This is a genomic window from Achromobacter kerstersii, from assembly GCF_902859595.1.
GTDB classification, from domain to species: domain Bacteria; phylum Pseudomonadota; class Gammaproteobacteria; order Burkholderiales; family Burkholderiaceae_B; genus Achromobacter; species Achromobacter kerstersii.
This window is the reverse complement of the sequence record NZ_CADIJQ010000003.1, coordinates 179865-202638: the sequence shown is the minus strand read 5'-3', so window position 1 is coordinate 202638 and position 22774 is coordinate 179865. Positions and strand designations below refer to the sequence as shown.

The 22774-nt window shown below is 63.0% G+C and carries 21 protein-coding genes; 12 read left to right on the top strand and 9 right to left on the bottom strand.

Going from position 1 to position 22774, the window contains the following annotated elements; genetic code table 11:
- The first annotated feature begins 22 nt into the window (after positions 1-22).
- On the top strand, positions 23-1261 hold the full coding sequence (gene amt, locus HV765_RS12285) for an ammonium transporter (RefSeq protein ID WP_054422326.1): 1239 nt from the start codon (positions 23-25) through the stop codon (positions 1259-1261).
- A gap of 151 nt (positions 1262-1412) precedes the next feature.
- On the opposite strand, the gene ptsP is transcribed toward amt, so the two are convergent.
- The 7 genes from ptsP to rfbD all read right to left on the bottom strand — a co-directional run bounded on the left by ptsP (position 1413) and on the right by rfbD (position 8979).
- On the bottom strand, positions 1413-3203 hold the full coding sequence (gene ptsP / locus HV765_RS12280; protein WP_082387008.1) for a phosphoenolpyruvate--protein phosphotransferase: 1791 nt from the start codon (positions 3201-3203) through the stop codon (positions 1413-1415).
- A gap of 22 nt (positions 3204-3225) precedes the next feature.
- Complete coding sequence (locus tag HV765_RS12275; RefSeq protein ID WP_054422328.1) at positions 3226-3495, bottom strand: HPr family phosphocarrier protein; 270 nt, start codon at positions 3493-3495, stop codon at positions 3226-3228.
- A gap of 116 nt (positions 3496-3611) precedes the next feature.
- The gene (locus tag HV765_RS12270; protein ID WP_054422329.1) at positions 3612-4013 is read right to left on the bottom strand and encodes a PTS sugar transporter subunit IIA; all 402 of its coding nucleotides are present in this window, start codon (positions 4011-4013) and stop codon (positions 3612-3614) included.
- Positions 4014-4030: 17 nt separating this feature from the next.
- Positions 4031-5002 (bottom strand): glutathione synthase, encoded by a 972-nt coding sequence (gene gshB, locus HV765_RS12265; RefSeq protein WP_175169840.1) that lies wholly within the window; start codon positions 5000-5002, stop codon positions 4031-4033.
- A gap of 157 nt (positions 5003-5159) precedes the next feature.
- Positions 5160-5711 carry a translation initiation factor IF-3 gene (infC, locus tag HV765_RS12260; RefSeq protein ID WP_082386983.1) on the bottom strand — a complete coding sequence of 184 codons (552 nt, stop codon included), beginning with the start codon at positions 5709-5711 and terminating at the stop codon, positions 5160-5162.
- Positions 5712-5731: 20 nt separating this feature from the next.
- Positions 5732-7684, bottom strand: a complete 1953-nt coding sequence (thrS, locus tag HV765_RS12255) for a threonine--tRNA ligase (RefSeq protein WP_054422332.1) — start codon at positions 7682-7684, stop codon at positions 5732-5734.
- Between the two features lie 386 nt (positions 7685-8070).
- Complete coding sequence (rfbD, locus tag HV765_RS12250; protein WP_175169839.1) at positions 8071-8979, bottom strand: dTDP-4-dehydrorhamnose reductase; 909 nt, start codon at positions 8977-8979, stop codon at positions 8071-8073.
- A 186-nt stretch (positions 8980-9165) separates the two neighbouring features.
- Here rfbD and HV765_RS12245 point away from each other — a divergent pair, with 186 nt between their 5' ends.
- Positions 9166-9909, top strand: coding sequence for a response regulator (locus HV765_RS12245; protein WP_054422334.1), 744 nt, complete (start codon positions 9166-9168; stop codon positions 9907-9909).
- Positions 9910-9940: 31 nt separating this feature from the next.
- Here HV765_RS12245 and hemN read toward each other — a convergent pair whose 3' ends face one another.
- Positions 9941-11371, bottom strand: a complete 1431-nt coding sequence (gene hemN, locus HV765_RS12240) for an oxygen-independent coproporphyrinogen III oxidase (protein WP_175169838.1) — start codon at positions 11369-11371, stop codon at positions 9941-9943.
- Between the two features lie 118 nt (positions 11372-11489).
- Between hemN and HV765_RS12235 the strand changes: the two genes are divergently transcribed.
- The 10 genes from HV765_RS12235 to HV765_RS12190 all read left to right on the top strand — a co-directional run bounded on the left by HV765_RS12235 (position 11490) and on the right by HV765_RS12190 (position 21635).
- Positions 11490-11756 (top strand): hypothetical protein, encoded by a 267-nt coding sequence (locus HV765_RS12235; RefSeq protein WP_175169837.1) that lies wholly within the window; start codon positions 11490-11492, stop codon positions 11754-11756.
- A gap of 240 nt (positions 11757-11996) precedes the next feature.
- The gene (locus HV765_RS12230; protein WP_175169836.1) at positions 11997-12740 is read left to right on the top strand and encodes a FadR/GntR family transcriptional regulator; all 744 of its coding nucleotides are present in this window, start codon (positions 11997-11999) and stop codon (positions 12738-12740) included.
- Positions 12737-13981, top strand: a complete 1245-nt coding sequence (locus tag HV765_RS12225) for a Zn-dependent hydrolase (protein ID WP_054422338.1) — start codon at positions 12737-12739, stop codon at positions 13979-13981. The genes HV765_RS12230 and HV765_RS12225 overlap by 4 nt, the downstream gene beginning before the upstream one ends.
- Before the next feature lie 186 nt (positions 13982-14167).
- Positions 14168-15742, top strand: a complete 1575-nt coding sequence (locus tag HV765_RS12220; protein WP_054422339.1) for an ABC transporter substrate-binding protein — start codon at positions 14168-14170, stop codon at positions 15740-15742.
- An 86-nt stretch (positions 15743-15828) separates the two neighbouring features.
- Entirely contained in the window at positions 15829-16836 is a 1008-nt protein-coding gene (locus tag HV765_RS12215) for an ABC transporter permease (RefSeq protein WP_175169835.1), read from the top strand.
- On the top strand, positions 16833-17672 hold the full coding sequence (locus HV765_RS12210) for an ABC transporter permease (protein ID WP_054422340.1): 840 nt from the start codon (positions 16833-16835) through the stop codon (positions 17670-17672). The genes HV765_RS12215 and HV765_RS12210 overlap by 4 nt, the downstream gene beginning before the upstream one ends.
- A 9-nt stretch (positions 17673-17681) precedes the next feature.
- The gene (locus tag HV765_RS12205) at positions 17682-19313 is read left to right on the top strand and encodes an ABC transporter ATP-binding protein (RefSeq protein ID WP_054422341.1); all 1632 of its coding nucleotides are present in this window, start codon (positions 17682-17684) and stop codon (positions 19311-19313) included.
- Between the two features lie 39 nt (positions 19314-19352).
- Positions 19353-19643, top strand: coding sequence for a cupin domain-containing protein (locus HV765_RS12200; RefSeq protein WP_054422342.1), 291 nt, complete (start codon positions 19353-19355; stop codon positions 19641-19643).
- 19 nt (positions 19644-19662) lie between these two features.
- On the top strand, positions 19663-20727 hold the full coding sequence (locus tag HV765_RS12195; protein WP_054422343.1) for a histone deacetylase family protein: 1065 nt from the start codon (positions 19663-19665) through the stop codon (positions 20725-20727).
- Positions 20728-20741: 14 nt separating this feature from the next.
- Complete coding sequence (locus HV765_RS12190) at positions 20742-21635, top strand: DMT family transporter (RefSeq protein ID WP_054422344.1); 894 nt, start codon at positions 20742-20744, stop codon at positions 21633-21635.
- A 34-nt stretch (positions 21636-21669) separates the two neighbouring features.
- Here HV765_RS12190 and gntR read toward each other — a convergent pair whose 3' ends face one another.
- Positions 21670-22695, bottom strand: coding sequence for an HTH-type transcriptional regulator GntR (gene gntR, locus HV765_RS12185; RefSeq protein ID WP_175169834.1), 1026 nt, complete (start codon positions 22693-22695; stop codon positions 21670-21672).
- Positions 22696-22774: the final 79 nt, after the last annotated feature.

The window sequence follows — 22774 nt, the reverse complement described above, 5'->3', positions numbered from 1 at the left end:
AAAGACTCATTGGAGCCTGAAAATGGATAAAGCAGATATCTCCTGGTTGCTCGTCTCTACCCTGCTTGTATTGATGATGGCCGTACCCGGTCTGGCGTTGTTCTATGGCGGCCTGGTACGCAGCAAGAACGTGCTGTCGGTGTTGCTCCAAGTGCTGTGCACGTTTGTGCTGGGCCTGGTTCTCTGGTTCATCTACGGCTATTCCCTTGCATTCACCGAGGGCAACGCCTTCTTCGGCGGCCTGTCGCGCGCCTTCTTCTCTGGCATGTTCACACCGGCTGACGGCAAGTACGCCATGTCGAACACCTTGACCGAGCTGCTGTTCGCCTCGTTCCAGGCCACGTTCGCCGGCATCACCTGCGCGCTGATCGTGGGCAGCTTTGCTGAACGCGCCCGCTTCTCCGGGGTGCTGGTGTTTACGGTGATCTGGTTCACGTTCGCCTACATTCCCATCGCCCACATGGTGTGGTTCGCGTCCGAAACGGCGCCGGGCCTGCTCAATGCCAAGGGCGCACTGGACTTTGCCGGCGGCACCGTGGTGCACATCAATGCTGGCGTGGCCGGTCTGGTGGGCGCATATGTGGTCGGCAAGCGTGTGGGCTACGGCCGCGAAGCCATGCAGCCGCACAACCTGCCGATGACGTTTATCGGCGCCGCCCTGCTGTGGGTGGGCTGGTTCGGTTTCAACGCGGGTTCGGCGCTGGCCGCCAACGAGAACGCCACCCTGGCCTTCTTCAACACGATGATCGCCACGGCGGGTGCGGTGCTGGCCTGGCTGTTCACGGAATGGGCCATCAAGGGCAAGCCCTCGATGCTGGGCGCCGCCTCCGGCGCGATTGCCGGCCTGGTGGGCATCACCCCCGCCGCCGGCCTGGTTGGCCCGGTGGGCGCACTGATCATCGGCGTGGTTGCCGGTATCGTCTGCGTCTGGGGTGTGAATGGCCTGAAGCGCATGCTGCGTGCCGATGACGCACTGGATGTGTTCGGCATCCACGGCGTGGGCGGTATCGTCGGCGCCCTGCTGACCGGCGTGTTCAACGCGCAAGTCCTCGGTGGCCCCGGCCTGGCTGAGCCTGGCATGATCGCCCACCAACTGTGGGTCCAGCTGGAAGGCGTGCTGCTGACCATCGTCTGGTCCGGCGTGGTGGCGTGGATTGCCTACAAGATCGCCAATGCCCTGTGCGGCATGCGTGTGCCGGAAGACCAGGAGCGCGAAGGCCTGGACGTCACGAGCCACGGCGAATCGGCGTATCACAGCTAATGCGGTATCTCGGCCCGCCGCAAAATGTGGCGGGCCGGCAAGAAACGGCGCCGGGATCACATCCCGGCGCTTTTTTTTGCGTTGCGCGAAGACAAAAAAACGCCCCGAATCGGGGCGTTCTACTGTCCGGGGTGGAGCGGATCAAATGGGATCAAGCCGGATCAAGCGCATCCAGATCAACGGGCAAGGCGCGGTTCAGCGCCGTCGCCACCTTGATGCGCAACGCGTTGGAATGCGCGCGGCGCACTTCACGCTTCACGTCCAGCAACTGCTGCGGATGCATCGAGAACTCGGTCAGCCCCAAGCCCAGCAGCAAGCGCGTCATGCGCGAATCGCCCGCCATTTCGCCGCAGACCGCAACTGGCTTGCCCGCCCGCTCACCCGCATTGATGGTATTGGCCACCAGGCGCAGCACAGCGGGATGCAGCGGATCGTAGAGCGCGGCCACATCGTGGTCGCCGCGGTCGATCGCCAAGGTGTATTGGATGAGATCGTTCGTGCCGATCGACAGGAAATCCAGCGCCTGGGCAAACGGTTCGATTGCAATCGCGATGGCGGGCACCTCGACCATGGCGCCCACTTCCATGTGCGGCGCGTAGGCTTGACCGCGCGCATCGAGTTCGCGCCGTGCGGATTCGATGGCTGCCTTGGTCGCCACCACTTCATGCATGTGCGCAATCATGGGGATCAGCAGCCGCACAGGACCGTGAGCCGACGCCCGCAGAATGGCGCGTAACTGCGTCGCGAACATTTCCGGACGCGCCAGGCAATACCGGATGGCGCGTTGCCCCAACGCCGGGTTGGTGGCCACGGTGGCTTCACCATCCAGCGTTTTGTCCGACCCGATATCCAACGTGCGAATTGTGACGGGCCGGCCCGCCATCACCTTCACCACCGAAGAATAGGCTTCGTACTGTTCTTCTTCGCCAGGCAGGTCCGGGCGACCCATGAAGAGGAATTCGCTACGGAACAGGCCAATGCCATGCGCACCCGAAGCCAGCGCCAGCGCGGCCTCTTCGGGCAGTTCGATATTGGCGTGCAGGACGATATCGATACCATCCAGCGTGACCGAAGGTTCATCACGCAGCAGGCCGAGTTCGGCGCGCTCGTCGGCATATACAGCCTGACGGCGGCGGTATTCCTGAAGAATGCGGTCCGACGGATTGACGACCACGGCGCCGGCCGCGCCGTCGATGATCAGCATGTCGCCGTCGCGAACCAATTCGCGCACGTTGCCCATGGCCACCACGGCAGGCACGCCCATGCTGCGGGCTACGATGGCCGTGTGCGACGTGGGGCCACCCAGGTCGGTCACGAAGGCCGCAAAGCGCCCACCGCGCAAGCGCAGCATGTCGGCCGGCGAGATATCGTGCGCCACCACCACCAGCGCATCGTCGCCGCCCATGTGCGACATGTCGGGCAAGATCGCCGACGTGCCGGACAGCACGTGCAGCACGCGCTCGATGACTTGGCGGACATCAGCCCCGCGCTCGCGCAGGTACTCGTCTTCCATGGCGTCAAACTGCTGGCCAAGAATCTGGCCTTGCGTCGTCAGCGCCCATTCGGCGTTGTAGTGTCGTTCGGCGATCAGAGCCAGCGTCTGCTCGGCCAATAGCGGGTCGCCCAACAGCAGGCTGTGCACGTTCAGCATGGCGCCCAGCTCGCGCGGCGCATCGGCCGGCAAGGTGTCGGCCAACAGCAGCAATTCGTGCTGCGCCGAAGCCAGGGCCTCAGTCAGGCGGCTGCTTTCGGCGGGCACATCCTCGGGCGATATCCGGTAGTGCGCCACTTCCAAGGCAGCGGCGCCCATGACGACGGCGCGTCCGATGGCATATCCCTTCGCAACGCCTTTGCCATAAAGACAAACGACGGGGCTGGCAGGGCCAGCTCCGTCGTGAGCATTGTTCGGGGTCGTAGACGCGCCAGCCTCAGCAACGCTCAGGCTGGCGGATTCATGGGAGTTTCTATTCCTGCTCACCGAATTTGCTGTCGAACAAGGTTTCGATTTCGGAAAGGGCTTGATCGGCGTCGCCGCCGGAAGCCTCCAGTTTGACCGTCACGCCCAGCCCGGCCGCCAACATCATGACGCCCATGATGCTCTTGGCGTTCACGCGCTGCGCGCCACGCGAGATAAAGATCTCGCTTGAGAACTTGCTGGCCAGTTGCGTCAGCTTGGCGGCGGCCCGCGCATGCAAACCCAATTTATTGCTGATGACGATGTCTTTTGTAGGCATAGGAAATATTATGACTGCGGATTAACGCCGCAGTGTTGATCGCAGCAACAAACCAAACCGCTAACCGCTCTTCGGCTTGGATTGCCAGCCGACATAATAGGGCAAATTCCCGCCCGTCAGTCTACACGCAAGACGCCCTGCACTCCGCCGGCCAGCGCCTTTTCGCGCGTATCAGCCAACGGCAGATTGCGATATGTCAAAGCGCGCAGCAGCATCGGGGTATTCAAACCTGCCAGCACGCAGCATTGAATGCCTTGTGCTTGCGCATCGGCGACGGCGCGCTTGGAGATATTTGCGGGCGTCGCGCCGATCAGATCCGTCAGCACCAGAACACCGGCGCCGTGGTCCTGCTCAAGAATGTCCTTCAGGACGTCCGGCGCCAAATCGTCCGGACGGTCTTCAGGCTGGATATCGTGAATGGCCAGCATGCCGTCAAGGTTGCCCATGACGTGGCTGGCGCACTCGCGCATCGCCGCGCCCAAAGGCGCGTGCACGACGATAACAATACCCGTGGTCATGACGGATTCCAGAGAGATCAGGCCGCGGTGGCAGTGGTCGCCACGGCGTTTTCAAGCGCCTGGACGAACATGCGCGCGACATCGAAACCGGTCTGTTCGGCAATCTCTACGAAACAGGTGGGGCTGGTGACATTCACTTCGGTGACGTAATCGCCAATGACGTCCAGGCCCACCAGCAGCAGGCCGCGAGCCGCCAGCTTGGGAGCCACGGCTTCGGCGATTTCGCGGTCGCGCGGCGACAATTCCTGCGCCACGCCACGGCCGCCTGCGGCCAGATTGCCGCGGGTTTCGCCGGCCAGCGGAATACGCGCCAGCGAATACGGCACGGGTTTTCCGCCAATCAGCAAAATCCGCTTGTCGCCCTTGACGATATCGGGGATGTAACGCTGAGCCATGATGGTGCGCGCGCCGTTGTCGGTCAGCGTTTCCAAAATGGCGTTCAGGTTCGGGTCCTTGGGCTGCAGGCGGAACACGCCCGTGCCGCCCATGCCGTCCAGCGGCTTCACGATCACGTCGTGGTGCGTATCGTGGAAAGCCTTCAGGCGAGCCATGTTGCGGGTCACCAGCGTGGGCGCGGTGAACTCGCTGATCTCGGTGATGGCCAGCTTTTCAGGATGGTTGCGAATCGCCGCGCCGCTGTTGAACACGCGGGCGCCTTGGGCCTCGGCGTATTCGAGCAAGTGCGTGGAATACACGTATTCCATGTCGAAAGGCGGGTCTTTGCGCATGACGACCGCCCCGAAATCGGCCAGCGGCAGATCTTGGGCGGGGGACTCCGTCCACCAGTCGTGGCCGTGCAGGTCGGCATCAGCCACCAGCGCGATCGGCGTGGTGACGGCTTTGACCGTGCCGCCCTCGATGTAGAGGTCGCCCTGCATGGCCACGCTAAGCGTATGCCCGCGCGCCACCAGGGCACGCATCATGGCAACCGAACTGTCCTTGTACGCTTTGAGCAGCGGCAAGGGATCCAAAACGAACAAAACATGCATCGCGACACCCTGAACGGACGCCGCCTTCCCTCGCGGGAAGGCGGCTATATGACATCGTAGCGCAGAGCCGCCCAATAAGCGAACCCGCCGGTCACGAGGTGGACGGCGGGTCGGATGTCTAGCGGCCAAGCCTTCCGGGGAAGGCTACGGCTGGAACTCAGGCCGCCGATTCAGGCTTGCCAACCGGCACGGCCTTCTTCTTGGGCGCCAGCACCATGACCATCTGACGGCCTTCGAGCTTCGGCATGGCTTCGACCTGGGCAAGTTCCAGCAGATCATCGCGCACACGTTCAAGCACCCGCATACCGAGTTCCTGGTGAGCCATTTCGCGGCCACGGAAACGCAGCGTCACCTTGGCCTTGTCGCCCTCTTCGAGGAAGCGGCGCAGGTTGCGCAGCTTGACTTGGTAGTCGCCCTCGTCGGTGGCCGGACGGAATTTGACTTCCTTGACCTGAATGACCTTCTGCTTGGAACGAGCTTCGGCTTGACGCTTCTGCTCTTGGTACTTGAACTTACCGTAGTCCATCAAACGGCAGACCGGCGGCTCGGCGTTCGGCGCGATTTCCACCAGATCCACGTCGCTTTGCTCGGAAAGACGGAACGCGTCGGCGATCTTGACGATGCCCAGCTGTTCTCCTTCCAGACCTATCAGGCGCACCTCGGGGACGCGGATTTCACCGTTGATGCGATTGGCTTTTTCAGTGGCGATGTTGAAAGCTCCTAGAAATGTTAAGCAGCACTGCTATCAGGTTGATTGACGTCGCGACGGGAGGAGACATCCTCGGACAATCGCGCGACGAACTCGTCGTATGCGATGGCGCCAAGGTCCAATCCGCCCAGACCGCGTACGGCTACGGTGCCGTTTTGCTTCTCCTTGTCGCCGACGACAAGAATGTACGGCACCTTTTGCAGGCTGTGCTCCCGGATTTTACGAGTGATTTTTTCACCACGCAAATCGGACTCTACTCTAAAGCCTTGTTTTTTCAGGCTTTGTGTGATTTCAGCCGCATAATCGGCCGAAGGTTCAGAAATGCAGCATACGACAGCCTGCACCGGAGCCAGCCAAGGAGGCATCGCACCGGCGTGGTTTTCGATAAGCATACCGATAAAACGCTCGAGCGAACCCAGGATGGCACGGTGCAGCATAACCGGCGGACGGCGCTGGTCGTTCTGGTCCACGTACTCGGCGCCTAAGCGCACCGGCATGGAGAAGTCGACCTGAATCGTACCGCATTGCCAGTGACGGCCAATAGCGTCCTTCAGCGTGTACTCGACCTTGGGGCCGTAGAACGCGCCCTCGCCCGGCGAAATTTCGAATTCGCAGCCGGTGCGGCGCAGGCTTTCCATCAGCGCCTGTTCGGCCGTATCCCAGACTTCGTCCGAGCCGATACGCTTTTCAGGACGCGTAGCGACCTTATACAGCACTTCGGTGAAGCCGAAGTCGCGGTAGACCTTTTGCAGCAGGGCCGTGAAGTCGGCGCATTCGTCCTGGAGCTGTTCTTCGGTACAGAAAATGTGACCGTCGTCTTGCGTAAATCCGCGCACGCGCATCATGCCGTGCAGCGAGCCCGAAGGTTCGTTGCGGTGGCATTGACCGAATTCGCCATAGCGCAGGGGCAGCTCGCGGTAGGAATGCAGGCCGGAATTGAAGATCTGCACGTGGCCCGGGCAGTTCATCGGCTTCAAGCCATAGACGCGGTTCTCGGACTCGGTCGTGAACATGTTTTCACGATAGTTGTCCCAGTGGCCCGTCTTCTTCCACAGCGACAGATCCAGGATCTGCGGCGCTTTGACTTCCTGGTAGCCGTTGTTGTTGTAAACGGCGCGCATGTACTGCTCAACCTGCTGCCACAGGGCCCAGCCCTTGGGGTGCCAGAAGATCAGGCCAGGCGCTTCGTCCTGGAAGTGGAACAGGTCAAGTTCGCGGCCGATCTTGCGATGGTCGCGGCGCTCGGCCTCTTCCAGCATGTGCAGGTAGGCTTCCTGTTCTTCCTTCGTGGCCCAGGCGGTGCCGTAGATGCGCTGGAGCATCTCGTTCTTGCTGTCGCCGCGCCAGTAGGCGCCGGCCACCTTCATCAGCTTGAAGACCTTCAGCTTGCCCGTGGACGGCACGTGGGGGCCGCGGCACAGGTCGATGAAGTCGCCTTCGCGGTACAGGCTGAGCGGTTCGTTCGACGGAATCGAAGCGATGATCTCGGCCTTGTACTGTTCGCCAATGCTCTTGAAGAATTCAACGGCGTCGTCGCGCGTCCATTCTTCACGCGTGACAATTTCGTCCTTTTTGACGAGCTCAGCCATCTTCTTTTCGATGGCGGCCAAGTCTTCAGGCGTGAACGGGCGCTTGTACGAGAAGTCGTAGTAGAAGCCGTTGTCGATCACGGGGCCGATGGTGACCTGGGCGTCCGGGAACAGCTGCTTGACCGCGTAGGCCAGCAGGTGAGCCGTGGAGTGGCGGATCAGGTCCAGGCCGTCGGCGTCTTTGGCGGTAACGATGGCCAGACGCGCATCGCCTTCGATGCGAAAGCTGGTGTCGACCAGCTTGGATTCCGAGCCTTCAACCGTTACGCGGCCGCCCAAGGCGGCTTTGGCCAGGCCCGTACCGATCGATTGCGCCACTTCGGCAACCGTTACCGGCCCCGGATATTGGCGCTGCGAACCATCGGGCAATGTGATCTGTACCATCGGGAGTGCTTCCTGGGGTTCTTGGAACTAAAAATCGAAAATCAGAAACGAAAAACGCGGCTTGAGAGCCGCGTTCTTTTGGTTGTCTTGCTGAGTTCTACCGCCGACCTGACACGGTGAAACCCGACGCACGAAAAACTAACGCGACATAGGGCGAAAGTTCCGGGTCGTAGTTCGTGCCAGCGGGAAAAACATGATTCTAAGCCTGTTGGTACGCGCCCGAGGCGGCGCGAAGCAATGTTGCGCAATCAAGATCAACGTTGAAAACAAATCGGGCTTAAGCCCGAGTCAACCTGCGACATCAACGGATCAACTGCATTTATCGTTGCCGATTGTAGCACCCTTCGCGCCCTTTCCGTCGCAAATGCGCGACAAATCCGCCCTGATCAGACCAGGTTGCGGCAATTCGCAAGGGCCGCCAGCGCGTGGCGCACGCCCTCTTGCCAGGGCGGCGCGTGGATACCGAACTGCCGGGCCAGCAGGCCCGTATCCAGGCAGGAGTTCAAGGGCCTGGCCGCTGTGTTCGGGTGCTGATCCGCGGACACGGCTTGGATATCGCCCGGGGTCAGCGTCACCGGCAAGCCCGCGCGCCGCGCCTGCTCGGCGATGAAGCAGGCGTACTCATGCCAACTGACCCGCCCCGCAGCAGCCACGTGGTACAGCCCGAATGGAAACCCGGCGCGTTCAAGAAAATAGCGCGCAACCGCCACCGCGGTCACATCGGCGATGAAGGCGGCGCCGGTGGGCGCGCCATGCTGATCACTGACCACGCGCAACGCCTCGGGCTGGCGCAACGCCATCAACATTGATTTCAGGAAAGAGTTGCCGAACACGCCGTAGATCCACGACGTGCGAAACACCAGGTGGGCGGCATTCATGGCCTGCACCGCGCGCTCACCCGCCAGCTTGCTGCGCCCGTAGACGTTCAGCGGGCCGGGCGTGTCGGTTTCGAAATAGGGGCTGGATTTCGCGCCGTCGAACACATAGTCCGATGAGTAATGAACGATCAGCGCTGCCCGGCTTGCGGCCAGGGCGGCCAGCTCTCCGGCCGCCTCTGCGTTGATCCGCATGGCGCGAACTGCGTCTTCCTCGGCACGATCCACCGCCGTGAGCGCGGCGGCGTTGACGATGACATCCGGCTTCTCTTGACGCACCAGGCGCGCCAGTTGCAAGGGGTAGGTCAGGTCGCAATCACTGCGCCCAACCGCCACCACCACACCGAGCGGAGCAAGGCTGCGCCGCAGCTCAAAACCCAGTTGGCCGTCGCGTCCTAACAGCAGAATCTTCTTGGTCATGCTCGCGCTCACTACTAGGCCGAGGGTGCAACGGTCTGATTTTGACGCGTTTCTCGTCCGCACAGCCGTATGAAAACGTAATCTGCCTTCGCAAATTTAAGACTACGTGCGGAGCGTGCTTCGGATGTCGCCTCACGCCGAGCGAAAACCGCCACCGACGTCCTCCTTACGGCTCGTGGAGCATCGATGAAAGCTGTCTCAATACGTGTGACCAAAGCGTCATCCCAATCAAACCCGCCGCGCGGGAACGAAGGGGGTGGCCGTCAGGGCGGCCGCCGGCATTTGTTGCTGTCGCGCACGCCAACCGTCATCAAAGTCGCCATCCTGGACGACCATCCCGTCGTGGCGCTAGGCGTGGATGCGTATCTGGAAAGCCGGCCAGGGTTTCGCGTGCTGCATCGCGAAACGTCGGCGCGGGCCATGCTCGAAAAGCTGACCCACGCCCCCTGTGACGTTGCCCTGATTGATTTCTATCTGCCCCAGGAGCCCTGGGACGGCGTCAATTACTTGCGCCGGCTGCGGCGCTATCACCCGAACCTGGCGATCATCACGTTTTCGGCGGGCAACCGCCAAGAGACCCAGTACGCAGCATTTCGCGCAGGCGCAAATGGGTATCTTGCAAAGCAATGGGGGATGATGCTGCTGCCGGAAATGATTCGCGGCGTGCTTAGCGGCAAGAACGCTTTTCTGTCGGTGCACGAGGGAAAGATACGCCCGCTTGAGCCCACCCACCCCCACGCGCTGCTGACGACGTCTGAAGTCGAAATTCTTCGCCACATCAGCCAGGGCTTGTCTGTCACGCAGATTGCCGCCCGGCTGATGCGCAGCAAGAAGACCGTCAGCACGCACAAGCGGCGGGCAATGCGCAAGCTGCAATTAGCCGACGACCTGTCACTGGCGCTCTATCTGCGCGAGAAATTCGCCGAGTGAAGCATCACTTCCCTCGCCTGCGCAGCCCGCTTCAGATGATGCGGGAATAGCTGGCGCCACTGCTCACGCTGCGCAGATAGCCGTCAAACGCCATGGCGACGGCGCGCACAAAATACCAGCCCAGACCGGTCACCTGCACCTCGCCCGACCGCAGGTTGACCAGGCCCAACTCCGCCAGATTCGCCATTTGCAGCAATTCGCGGCTGAAGTAGTCGCCAAAGCGCAGGCCGTGCCGGGCCTCGATGCGCGCAAAATCCACGCGGCCCTGGCACATGATGTCCATGATGACTTCACGGCGCGCGAGGTCATCGGCGTTCAATTCCAGCCCGCGTTCGACCGCAAAGCTCCCGGCTTCGATCGCAGCGTAATACTCGTCCAGCACCTTGGCGTTCTGGCTGTAGGTATTGCCGATGCGGCCGATGGCGGATACGCCCAGCGCGACCAGGTCGCGATCCGGCTGCGTGCTGTAGCCCTGGAAATTTCGGTGCAGCTCGCCACGCTGTTTGGCAATGGCCAGCGCATCCGTATTCAGCGCGAAATGGTCCATTCCAATGTAGGTGTAGCCCTGCTGCAAAAAGCCATCGATGGCCGAGCTGAGCAGACCCACGCGCGTGGCGCGGTCGGGTAGGTCAGCTTCGTTGATGCGGCGTTGCGGCTTGAAGCGTTCCGGCAGGTGCGCGTAGGCGTAGAGCGCAATGCGGTCCGGGCGCAATGCCACCACTTGCGCGATGGTTCGCTCGAACGATTCGGTGGTCTGCAACGGCAGCCCGTAGATCAGGTCGACATTGACCGAGGCATAGCCCAGCCCCCGCGCACTTTGCATCAGCGTCCGCACATCTTCGAAAGACTGCACGCGATGCACCGCCACTTGCACGCGCGGATCAAAGTCCTGAACGCCGAAACTCAGCCGGTTGAAGCCCAGTTTGCGCAGATGCGCCAGGCGCTCGGGGGTGGCCGTGCGCGGATCAACTTCGATGGAGATTTCGGCATCCGGCTCAAAGCGGAAGGCCGTGCGCAGATCGTCCATCAGACGCGTCAATTCAGCGTCTGATAGAAAGGTGGGCGTACCGCCGCCAAAGTGCAGTTGCGACACCGGAACGCCGGCACCAAGCTCCTCGACATGCAGCGCCACTTCATGCGCCAGCGCGTCCAGATAACGCGCCGCGCGATCGTGGTGACGCGTCACCACCTTGTTACAGGCGCAGTAATAGCAGACCGAATCACAGAACGGAATGTGCACGTAGAGCGACAGCGGTTCGGCCGGTTGCGTGGCGCGGCGTTGCTGCAACGCCAGCCGGTAGTCTTGTTCGCCAAAGCCAGCGTGATAGCGGTCGGCCGTGGGATACGAGGTGTAGCGCGGCCCGTTCTTGTCCAGCCGAGCCAGCAACTGGGGAGGAAAAAAAGGTTCGGCGGCGGCAGGAGCCGGGGAGTCTGAAACGAGTGGGCGGAGGGCGGCTTGCATACCCCGAATTATTCGCCTGCGGGGCCCCACGCACCTTGATCTGGCGCAAACCCCGAAGCGCCCGTTGCTTGCGCCCGTAAAATGCGCCCATTCACGTTGCAGAACCAGGACACACCCCATGGACACCGAACTGGATGGCCGCCTGCTGGCCATGCGCCAAGCCTTGGCCATTGCCATCGCCCTTTCCACCCGCAGCAGCCCCCAAGCGACCGACATGGCGCTGGAGCTGCTCAATGACTTGAAGGATGGCATGGACAAGGCGCCGTCCGACAGCCCGTTTGACAAACCCGAATGGGTCGTCGGCGCGCAAGATGAGCTGGACGGCATCGCCCGCCTGGTCCGCGCCTTCACGCAAACGCCCGAACCGGACGACGCGGCCGAATAAGGCCGCACTTCAGACTGGCTGCACCTCAAGCTAGCTGTACTTCAGGCTGGCTGCCCCTCAAGCTAGCTGCACTTCAGGCGTGCGCCCTGCGCACGCCTAACTGGCCTGACCACCAGATAGGAAGACGTGGAATCCCTCTGATCGTTTTCCCTGAAATCCTCAAATTTCCCTGTTATTTCAATAACGGCGTGCCTATATTGGTGGCCTGACCACCAGGCCATATCGATACACCGATCCGTTATGAGCACCTTCCAGGCTGTCGCCGTCACCCGCCTGTACCGCATCATTGCCGACCAGATCGCCGGCCGCATCCGGGCGGGCGATTTCCCCCGCGGCGGGCGCCTGCCTTCGGAACGTGAACTGGCGGAGCAACTGCAAGTCAGCCGGGCGTCGATCCGCGAAGCGTTGATCGCCCTGGAGATCGAGGGGTATGTGGAAGTGCGCGTCGGCACGGGCGTGTTCGTCACGATCACGCCCGAGGGCGCCGCGTTTCCCGCAGCGTCCTCCACAGCCGCCAATGCCCTGCCCGGCCACGATGACATCGGCCCCTTCGACTTGCTCGAAGCCCGCATGCTGATCGAACCGGAATGCGCCGCGCTGGCCGCGCAACAGGCCACGCCCGCGCAGATTGCCACCATCCGCGACACGCACGCCGCCATGTCGCTGACCGATTCCCCAGGCCAGCATGACCGCGAATTCCACAGCGCCATCGCCATGGCCTGCGGCAACGCGGCGTTGGCGTCAGCGGTGGCGCACTTGTGGAATCTGACCCAGGCGAGCTCGCTGTACAGCCGCATGCAGGACTACTTCGTGAACACACAGGTGTGGGCCGCGGCCCATGCCGAGCACCAGCGCATCCTGGCCGCCATCATGGCGCGCGACCCGATCCGCGCCCGCCACGCAATGCACACGCATCTGCTGGGCATCCTGGCGCGGCTGCGCGAAGACGTCGATTCACTCACCGACCACCGAGGCTATCCATGACATCGTCTTCCTTGTCCATCAACGGCCAACGGCTCTGGCAGTCGTTGATGGATCTGGCGCAGATCGGCGCCACGCCCAAGGGCGGCAATTGCCGCCTTGCCCTGACCGCATTGGACGGCCAGGGCCGCGATCTGGTCACGGGCTGGATGCGCGACGCCGGGTTGACGGTGCGGGTGGATCAAGTGGGCAACATCTTCGCGCGCCGCGACGGCCGGAACAACGCACTGCCCCCCGTCATGACCGGCAGCCACATCGACACCCAACCCACCGGCGGCAAGTTCGACGGCTGTTATGGCGTGCTGGCCGGGCTGGAGGTCATGCGCACATTGAACGACGCTGGCGTGCAAACGGAAGCGCCGCTGGAAGTCGCCATCTGGACGAACGAAGAAGGCTCGCGCTTCGTGCCAGTGATGATGGGATCAGGCGTGTTTGCGGGCAAGTTCCCGCTGGAGACGGCGCTATCCGCACGCGATGCGCAGGGCTTGACGGTGGGCGATGAGCTTCAAGCCATCGGCTACGCCGGCGCAGACCCCGTGGGCGGCCGGCCGGTCGATGCCTACTTCGAAGCGCATATCGAACAGGGCCCGATTCTTGAGCATGAAGAAAAGACCATCGGCATCGTGACCGGATCACTGGGCTTGCGCTGGTACGACGTCACCGTCACCGGCATGGAAATGCACGCGGGCCCCACGCCCATGGCCATCCGCCGCGACGCGCTGTTCGCCGCCAGCTTCCTCGTGCAATCGGTGATCAACATCGCCAACGCGCATCAGCCGCATGGGCGCGGCACCGTTGGCGAAATCCATGCGCATCCGGGTTCGCGCAACGTCATCCCCGGCCAGGTCCGCTTCACCGCCGACCTGCGCCACGAAGACGCCGCCACGCTCGCACGCATGGATCAGGCCTGGCGCCGCGCCTGCGACGACATCGCCGTGGCGCATGGCGTACACGTGGATGTGAAAGACGTGCAGACCTTCCCGCCCACGCCGTTCGATACCGACCTGGTGGACAAGGTGCGCCAAGGCGCGGCCAGCCGGGGCTTGCCCGCCATGAACATCGTGACGGGCGCAGGACACGACGCCGTGTACATGGCCGCCGTCGCGCCCACCGCCATGATTTTCGTGCCGTGCAAAGACGGCATCAGCCACAACGAGATTGAAGACGCGCAACCCGGGCATCTGGAAGCCGGTTGCAACGTCCTGCTTGACGCCATGGTGGCGCGCGCCAACGCCGCGCGTTAGCACCGCCGATTTCGCCGCAATGGTGCGCGGCCGCCTTACCCAGCACCTGTATGAAGCACGAATGGTGCGGCTTCACCCGTTGTACCCCTGAGAAACGCAGGTGGCACGAGGTTTGCTTGTTATTGCCCGGCATCTGCCGTGCAACGGCGGTCACCTGTCCGTCCCTTTCCAGCCCGGAGGCTCGCAGTGAAATCGAAGAAATGGTTCTCCCTAAGCATCGGCGCATTGGTCCTTGCGGCCGCGCTGCCCGCGACCCAAGCCCTGGCCCAGACCAAGGGCGGCACCTTGAACATGATCGTTCAGCCCGAGCCGCCCGTGATTGTCACGGCCATCAACCAGCAAGGCCCCACGCAATTCGTCGCAGGCAAGATCTATGAAAGTCTGCTGACCTATTCCACCGACCTGAAGCCGCAGCCCGGCCTGGCCAAGTCCTGGGAGGCCGCCGCCGACGGCCTGACGTACACCTTCCACCTGCAAGACAACGTGAAGTGGCATGACGGCAAGCCGTTCACGTCCGAAGACGTGGTCTTCTCGCTGGCGGACATGCTGCCCAAAACGCATGCGCGCGCCCGCGTCATCCTGAACAAGTTCGTGGATTCCGTGACGGCGCCCGACGCCAAGACCGTCGTCATCAAGCTGAAGACGCCCTTCCCCGCCTTCATGCTGATGTTCGAACCGGGCTTTGCGCCGATGATGCCCAAGCACCTCTATGCCGGCACCGACTACATGACCAATCCGGCCAACCAGAAGCCCGTTGGCACCGGCCCCTTCATGTTCAAGGAATGGAAGCGCGGCGAATACATCAAGCTGACACGCAACCCCGAATACTGGAAGCCGGGCATGCCGTACCTGGATGAGCTGGTGTTCAACGTGATCCCTGATGCGGCCTCGCGCGCGGTGGCGTTTGAACGCGGCAGCGTGGACGTGCTGCGCGGTGGTGACGTCGACAACGTCGATATCAAGCGCCTGCGCGCCCTGCCCAAGGTGGAATACACCACGGCCGGCTGGGAAATGTTCTCGCCGCAGGCGTACCTGATCTTCAATATGCGCAAGCCGCCGTTCGACAACGTCAAGGTGCGTCAGGCGATCATGGCGGCGATGAACCGCAATATGGTGGTCAACAATATTTTCTTTGGCCTGGGCAAGGTGTCGACCAGCCCCTTCGTGACGACCGAGATGTTCTACGACAAGAACATGCCGGCCATGCCGTTCGACATGAAGAAGGCGCGCGCGCTGATCAAGGAATCGGGCATCAAGCCTGAGGACTACACGATCCGCCAACTGAGCTTCCCCTACGGCTCCACGTGGGACCGCCTGGGCGAATACACCAAGCAGGCGCTGGAGCAACTGGGCTTCAAGGTCAACCTGGAATCCACCGACGCGGGCGGCTGGGCCAGCCGCACGGGCAACTGGGACTTCGACGTAACGACGACGTTCACCTACCAGTACGGCGACCCCGCGCTGGGCGTGCAGCGCCTGTATATCTCGTCGAACATCGTCAAGGGTTCGCCGTTTGCCAACGTGCAGGGCTACAGCAACCCCGAGACCGACAAGCAGTGGGAAGCCGCCGCCTCGGAAGTGGACCCGGCCAAGCGCCAGGCGCTCTATACGCAGCTGCAAACGACGCTGGTCAATGACGTGGCCAACGGCTTCCTGGTGGACATGGAGTTCCCCACGCTGTATCGCGCCAACGTCAAGAACCTGGTCAAGACGGCCATCGGCCTGAACGAATCGTTCGACGACGTCTACATCGAGAAGTAAGCGCAGCCAGGTAATACGCAGCAAGCCAAGTGCAGCAAGACGCCGCCGTGGAGCGTTCCACGGCGGCGGACCAGAGAGGACCCCGCATGAAATTCCTGTCTTTTCTTTTATCCCGCATCGGCAAAGCCCTGGTGGTGGTGCTGGGTGTGGTGATCATCAATTTCTTCCTGATCCGCCTGGCGCCAGGCGACCCGGCCGCCGTACTGGCGGGCCAGGCCGGCGCGGGCGACGCCGCCTATGTCGACCAGTTGCGCGTGGCCTTCGGCCTGGACAAGCCGATCCTGACGCAGCTGATGCTGTACCTGAAGGGCGTGGTCCAACTGGACCTGGGCTTTTCCTATCGCAACCACGTGCCGGTGCTGGACCTGATCGTCGAGCGCCTGCCCGCGACCTTTCTGCTGATGTCCTGCGCGTTTGTGTTTTCCATCGTGCTGGGCGTTTTCCTGGGGGTGGTGGCCGCCAAGGCCCGCTACCGCAACAAGCGCCGCTGGATCGACAGCTCGGTCATGACGGGCGCGCTGCTGCTGTACGCCACCCCGCTGTTCTGGCTGTCTTTGATGGGCATCCTGCTGTTTTCCGTAGTGCTGGGCTGGCTGCCCGCCTTTGGCATGGAAACCGTGGGCTCGGGGCTTACCGGCTGGGCCCGCGCTGGAGACATCGCGCAGCATCTGATCCTGCCCACCGTCACGCTCGGCTGCTTCTTCATGGCCGTGTATGTGCGGCTGACCCGCGCGTCGATGCTGGAAGTGATTGGCATGGACTTCGTGAAAACGGCGCGCGCCAAGGGCGTGAGCCCCAGCCGCGTGATCCGCGCGCACGTCTTGCGCAACGCACTGCTGCCCGTCATCACCTTTGCCGGCATCCAGCTGGGCCAGATGGCCGGTGGCGCGGTGCTGACCGAAACCGTGTTCGCGTGGCCCGGCATCGGCCGCCTGATGTTCGACGCCCTGCTGCAACGTGATTACCAATTGCTGCTGGGCATCTTCCTGGTCACCTCAATCATGGTCGTGATTTTCAACCTGCTGACCGATGTGATGTACCGCCTGATCGACCCCCGCATCGGCGCCGGGGCGCAGCAAGGAGCCGCCGCATGAAAGCCTTTGCCCAACGTTATATGCGCAACTACGGCGCGGTGGCGGGACTTGCCATCATGCTGATCGTGGTTGTCGTGGCGCTGGCCGCCCCACTGCTGTACCAGGAATCCCCCTGGATGATGGTGGCCGACCCGCTGATTCCGCCCTTCACCAACGCCGACTACCCGTTCGGCACCGACATGCTGGGCCGCGACATCACGGCAGGCCTCGTCTGGGGCGCGCGGGTGTCGCTGATGGTGGGCCTGTTGTCGACCGCGGTGGCGCTGCTGTTCGGCATTCTGGTGGGGGCCGTGGCCGGCTACTGCGGCGGCCGTGTGGACGACGCGCTGATGCGCTTCACCGAGTTCTTCCAGACCATTCCACAACTGGCCATGGCGGTGGTGCTGGTGGCCATTCTTAGCCCATCCGTGTATTCGATCATGGGCGCAATCGCCATCGTGTCGTGGCCGCCGGCCGCGCGGCTGGTGCGATCCGAGTTCATGACGCTCAAACAGCGTGAGTTCGTGCAGGCGGCCATCGTCATCGGCCAGACGCCCGCGCGCATCGTCAGCACGCAGATCCTGCCCAACGCCATGTCGCCCATCATCGTGTCGGCGTCCTTCATGGTGGCCACCGCCATCCTGACGGAATCGTCCCTGTCCTTTCTGGGCCTGGGCGACCGCAACCTGATGAGCTGGGGCTTCATGATTGGCGCCGCGCGCACGATGATCCGCGAAGCCTGGTGGATGAGCGTGTGGCCCGGGGTGGCCATCTTGCTGACCGTGCTGGCCATCAACCTGATCGGCGAAGGGCTGAACGACGCCCTGAACCCGCAACTGCGCAAGCGCGGCGAATAGGAGGCCGACATGACCGAAGCCACGCCTCTGTTGTCCATCCAGAATCTGAGCATTGCGCTGCCTCGCGGCGGCGACCGCCCCTTTGCCGTGCAGGATGTTTCCTACGACATCCACGCGGGTGAAATCCTGTGCATCGTGGGGGAGTCCGGGTCGGGAAAATCGATGAGCGCCAACGCCATCATGGGCCTTTTGCCCGATTACCTGACGCCGCAACAAGGCCGCATCCTGTTCCGCGGCCAAGACCTGCTGCAACAAGACGAAGCCACCTTGCAAGCCATGCGCGGCAAAGACATGGCGATGATTTTCCAGGAACCCCTGTCAGCGCTGAACCCGCTGATGACCGTGGGTGAACAGATCAGCGAAGTCATGCGCGTGCACAACGCCTACCCGGGCGCCGAGCGCATGAAGCGCACGCTGGAGCTGCTGGCGTTTGTTGGGCTGCCCGACCCGGCCACGCTTTATCACGTGTATCCGTTCCGGCTATCGGGCGGGCAGCGCCAACGCGTGATGATCGCAATGGCGCTAGTGCTGGAACCGGCGCTGCTGATCGCCGACGAACCCACCACCGCGTTGGACGTCACAACGCAGGCGCAGATCCTGGCGCTGATCGCTCGCATCCAGAAAGAAAAAGGCATGGGCGTGATGTTCGTCACGCATGACTTCGGCGTGGTGGCCGAAATTGCGCACCGCGTCGCCGTCATGGAAAAAGGCGTGCTGGTCGAGCAAGGCCTGGCCGATGATGTGCTCAACCGCCCGCGCCATCCTTACACGCAGCGTTTGATTGCCGCCGTGCCGCATCGCCGTGGCGAAGAACGCGTGGCAACCGAGAACGACGCGCCCGTGCTGGAAGTGAAAGACCTGAAAAAAACCTACGTCATCGGCCACGGCTGGCTGGGCGGCAAGCGCGAAGTGCATGCCGTGGATGGCGTGAGCTTCGCGGTGCGCCGCGGCGAGACCTTGGGTATCGTGGGCGAATCCGGCTCAGGCAAATCCACCATCGGCAAGTGCCTGCTGAAGCTGGTGGGCATCAATGGCGGCCAGCTGATTTTCAATGGCCAGGACATCGCTACGCTGCCGGAGTCGCGCTTTCGACCGATGCGCCACGACATCCAGATGATCTTCCAAGACCCCTTTGCATCGCTGAACCCGCGCCACACCGTGGGCCGCATCATCAGCGACGGCCCGGTCGCCAATGGCGTGCCGCGCGCGCAGGCCGAAGCCCGGGTGCGCGAGCTGCTGCAATTGGTAGGGCTGGACCCGTCCGCCTTCGACCGCTACCCCAACCAGTTCTCGGGCGGGCAACGCCAACGCATCGGCATCGCGCGGGCGCTGGCGCTGGAACCCAAAGTGCTGGTGGCCGATGAATCGGTATCGGCGCTGGATGTGTCCGTGCAGGCGCAGGTGCTGCAACTGCTGCACGACCTGCAACAGCGCCTGAAGATTGCGCTGGTGTTCATCACCCACGACCTGCGCGTGGCCGCACAGATCTGCAATTCCGTGCTGGTGATGCACCGGGGCAAAGTGGTTGAGTACGGCTCGCCCGCCCAGATTTTCGATAACCCGCAACACGCGTACACGCGGCAACTGATTGCCGCCGTGCCCGGCCAGCACTGGGACCCGACCCAGGCGACAATGGCCTGATTCCGATACCTGCCCATGACCCCACCAGGAGATTCCCCCGTGCAACGCCCCGCCGCCGTGCCTACCGTGCAGATCGACAACGACATGGTCACCGTCACCGAGTGGCGCTTTCCGCCCGGCGGCGAAACCGGCTGGCACCGCCATGGCATGAACTATGTGGTGGTGCCGCAAACGACCGGCCCCTTGCTGCTTGACACGCCCGATGGCCAGATCACCAGCCAGCTGACGACCGGCATCGCCTACTATCGACCGGTTGGCGTGGAACACAACGTCATCAATCCCAGCGATACCGAATTCGTTTTCGTCGAGATCGAACTCAAGCAGGCTTGACGCGTCAGCGAGGACCATCATGAAGGCGTTTTTCTCGGAAGAACAGTTGCTGCACACTCCGCAGCAATTCATGCGGCTGGGCCGGCTCAGCGCCCCCACCGATTTGCCGTCCCGCGCGGAAAGCCTGCAAGGCGCGCTGGCGTCGCGGGGCATCAAGGTTGAAGCGCCCTCGGACTACGGCCGCAAGCCTTTGGATAGCATCCACAGTGCCGATTACCTGAACTACCTGGAAACGGCGTATTCACGTTGGCAGTCGCTGAAGGCGCCCGGGGTGGACCCCGGCCCCGAGGTCCTGCCCAACCTGTCGCCCTACTACAACGGCCGCGTCGAACAAGCCGGCCGCGGCCCTTGTCCGTCGCCGTCCATCGTGGCCCAAACGGGCTACTACTTAAGCGACCTGTCCTGCCCGATCGGCCCGCAGACATGGCGGTCGGCGCTGCGCTCCACCCACAGCGCGGTAGCGGCCGCCGATCACGTCGCCAGCACGCACGGCATGGCCTATGCGCTGTGCCGGCCATCAGGCCACCATGCCCATCGTGACCGCGCGGGCGGCTTCTGCTACCTGAACAGCAGCGCCGCGGCGGCAAGCCGTTTGCTGCAAACGTGGTCCAAAGTGGCGGTGCTGGACGTGGACGCGCATCACGGCGACGGCACGCAGAACATCTTCTACCAGCGCGCCGATGTGATGACCGTGTCGCTGCATGCCGACCCCAGCGCCTACTACCCGTTCTACACGGGCTATGCGGAAGAACGCGGCTATGGCGCGGGCGAAGGCTACAACCTGAACCTGCCGCTTGCGCACGGCTCGGGCAACGATCCCTTCCTGGCTGCGTTGGACACGGCATTGACTGCATTGACGGGCTACGCCCCCGAAGCGCTGGTATTGGCCTTAGGCTTTGACACCTACAAAGACGACCCCATCAGCGTCCTGAAGCTGGACATCGACGCCTATCGTGACATCGGCGCCCGTGTCGCCAGCCTGCGCCTGCCCACGGTTGTCGTGCAGGAAGGCGGATACATGGTGCAGGCGATCGGCCCCGCGCTGGACGCGTTTCTGCAAGGCATGGGCCACGCCGGCGCCTGACGCGTTCACCCCCCATGGCCTCCGTCCCCTCTGCGATCCTGCCCGCGCCTGCCGCCACGCGCAACGCCGGCATCCTGCTGTTCTTTGCCGCGCTGGTGGCGTTCGCCACCTTTGATGCCGGGTCCAAGCACCTGCTGGAACGCTACCCCGCGCCTTTTCTCAACGTGATGCGCTATCTGGCGGTAATCACGCTGGCCATGTTCATGCTGTGGCGGCACGGCGCGGGCGTGCGCTTGCGCGATGCGCCGGAAAAGCCGTTGCTGGTGCTGCGCGGCGTCATGCTGGCAACGGTTGCCACGTGCTTCATGACCGCCCTGATCTGGATGCCGCTATCAGAAGCCACGGCCATCTACTTCACCTCGCCATTGATCATGGTGGCGCTGTCGCCGTGGCTGCTGGGTGAACGCGTGCGGCCGGTGCAATGGCTGGCGGTGGCGGCGGGCTTTGCGGGCATGCTGCTGATCGTGCGCCCCGGCGCCGATTTGCCGCTGCTGGGCACGGTGCTGATGGCGGTATCGGCCGTCAGCTACGCCATCTTTCAGGTGCTGACACGCAAGCTGTCTGGCAAGGTTCCCGGGCCGGTTCAGTACGCCTATACGGCCATCATTTGCCTGATTGTCACGGCGCTGCCTGCGCCGTTCTTCCTGCCCGACCCCTGGCCAGATCTGGCCGACGCCATCTTCATCATCGCGCTGGGCGCATGCAGCGGGCTGGCGCAGATTCTGCTGATCGCCGCGTTCCAACGCGTGTCGGCAGCCACGCTGGCCCCGTTGAATTACTTTCAGCTGTTGCTGGCCGTGCTGTTCAGCACGTTCTGGTTTCAGCGTCCGCCCGATGCGCTGGCGTTGGCGGGCATGAGCTTGATCATGGCGGCAGGCGTGTTCCTGGCGATGCGCCGGGCAGCCTGATCGCGAACCGCCCAATGCGGCATCTGCGGCCGACTCAACTGGTCTCGCGCTGCACCAGCGCGAAACCCAGATCCACATGCCGCTCGTCGATGTCATCGCCCGCCAAATGCCGCATCAGCAGGTCGGCCGCCGACACGCCGATCTGATAGCGCGGCGTGGCAATCGTCGACAAAGGCGGTGTCGTCCACGCCGTGCCGGCCAAGTCATGAAAGCCGATGATGGCCATCTGCCCTGGTACCTCCACGCCCAGCCGCCCGCATTGAAATACCGCGCCTTGGGCCAGATCGTCATTGCAGAAAAACACGGCGTCGCAATCAGGATGCCGCGCCAGCAGGTCTTCCATCAACGACGCGCCCAGGCTGATGGACGATTTTTCCGGCGTCATGATTTCTAGCGCTTCGTCGTAGCAGCCGGCATCGCGCAACGCCTGCCGCGCGCCTTCGCAACGGCGCAAAGAACGCGGGTCCAGCTGCGCCCCCACGATGGCCACTCGCCGATGCCCCCGTTCGGCCAGATGCCGGCAGGCCGCGTAGCCGGAGTCGAATTGAGAAAATCCGACGCTCATGTCCTCGCCGTCCGACAGCGTTTCAATCGTATGGACGGTGGGAATATGCTGCGCGCGCAACAGCGCCCAAACGCCGGGATTGTGGTCGATGCCCGTCAAGATCAGCCCATCGGGCGAATGCTGCAAATACTTGCGCACCAAGGCTTCTTCCGCGTCCGGCGAATAACCCGTCACGCCAATCAGCATGTGATAACCGTGGCGGTCCAGCACGTCTTTGATGCCCGTGATGATGTCCACGAACACCACGTTGCTCAACGACGGGATCAGCACCACGATGGTCTGCGACCGCGCCGACGCCAGCGCGCTGGCGGCGTGGTTAGGGACATACCCCAATTCCTGGCACACCTGCGCAATACGCATCCGCAGCGTTTCCGCGACCTTGTCCGGCGTGCGCAAGGCGCGCGAAACCGTGATGGCGCTGACGCCCACCCGGCGCGCCACGTCCTGCATGGTGACGCGGCCAACGCGGGTGCTTCGGGGTTTACGAACGGACATTGGCCCTCGCAGCGTGGGATGGGAAGCGCGTAGTCTGACGCAACAAATGGGGCTTGCCAAATAGAAAATGTTAGCGCTA

Coding starts and splice junctions, on each gene's coding strand:
- amt (WP_054422326.1), top strand. CDS start 23: ATGGATAAAGCAGATATCTCCTGGTTGCTCGTCTCTACCCTGCTTGTA.
- HV765_RS12275 (WP_054422328.1), bottom strand. CDS start 3,495: ATGCCTACAAAAGACATCGTCATCAGCAATAAATTGGGTTTGCATGCG.
- HV765_RS12270 (WP_054422329.1), bottom strand. CDS start 4,013: ATGACCACGGGTATTGTTATCGTCGTGCACGCGCCTTTGGGCGCGGCG.
- gshB (WP_175169840.1), bottom strand. CDS start 5,002: ATGCATGTTTTGTTCGTTTTGGATCCCTTGCCGCTGCTCAAAGCGTAC.
- thrS (WP_054422332.1), bottom strand. CDS start 7,684: ATGGTACAGATCACATTGCCCGATGGTTCGCAGCGCCAATATCCGGGG.
- rfbD (WP_175169839.1), bottom strand. CDS start 8,979: ATGACCAAGAAGATTCTGCTGTTAGGACGCGACGGCCAACTGGGTTTT.
- HV765_RS12245 (WP_054422334.1), top strand. CDS start 9,166: ATGAAAGCTGTCTCAATACGTGTGACCAAAGCGTCATCCCAATCAAAC.
- hemN (WP_175169838.1), bottom strand. CDS start 11,371: ATGCAAGCCGCCCTCCGCCCACTCGTTTCAGACTCCCCGGCTCCTGCC.
- HV765_RS12235 (WP_175169837.1), top strand. CDS start 11,490: ATGGACACCGAACTGGATGGCCGCCTGCTGGCCATGCGCCAAGCCTTG.
- HV765_RS12230 (WP_175169836.1), top strand. CDS start 11,997: ATGAGCACCTTCCAGGCTGTCGCCGTCACCCGCCTGTACCGCATCATT.
- HV765_RS12225 (WP_054422338.1), top strand. CDS start 12,737: ATGACATCGTCTTCCTTGTCCATCAACGGCCAACGGCTCTGGCAGTCG.
- HV765_RS12215 (WP_175169835.1), top strand. CDS start 15,829: ATGAAATTCCTGTCTTTTCTTTTATCCCGCATCGGCAAAGCCCTGGTG.
- HV765_RS12210 (WP_054422340.1), top strand. CDS start 16,833: ATGAAAGCCTTTGCCCAACGTTATATGCGCAACTACGGCGCGGTGGCG.
- HV765_RS12205 (WP_054422341.1), top strand. CDS start 17,682: ATGACCGAAGCCACGCCTCTGTTGTCCATCCAGAATCTGAGCATTGCG.
- HV765_RS12195 (WP_054422343.1), top strand. CDS start 19,663: ATGAAGGCGTTTTTCTCGGAAGAACAGTTGCTGCACACTCCGCAGCAA.
- HV765_RS12190 (WP_054422344.1), top strand. CDS start 20,742: ATGGCCTCCGTCCCCTCTGCGATCCTGCCCGCGCCTGCCGCCACGCGC.
- gntR (WP_175169834.1), bottom strand. CDS start 22,695: ATGTCCGTTCGTAAACCCCGAAGCACCCGCGTTGGCCGCGTCACCATG.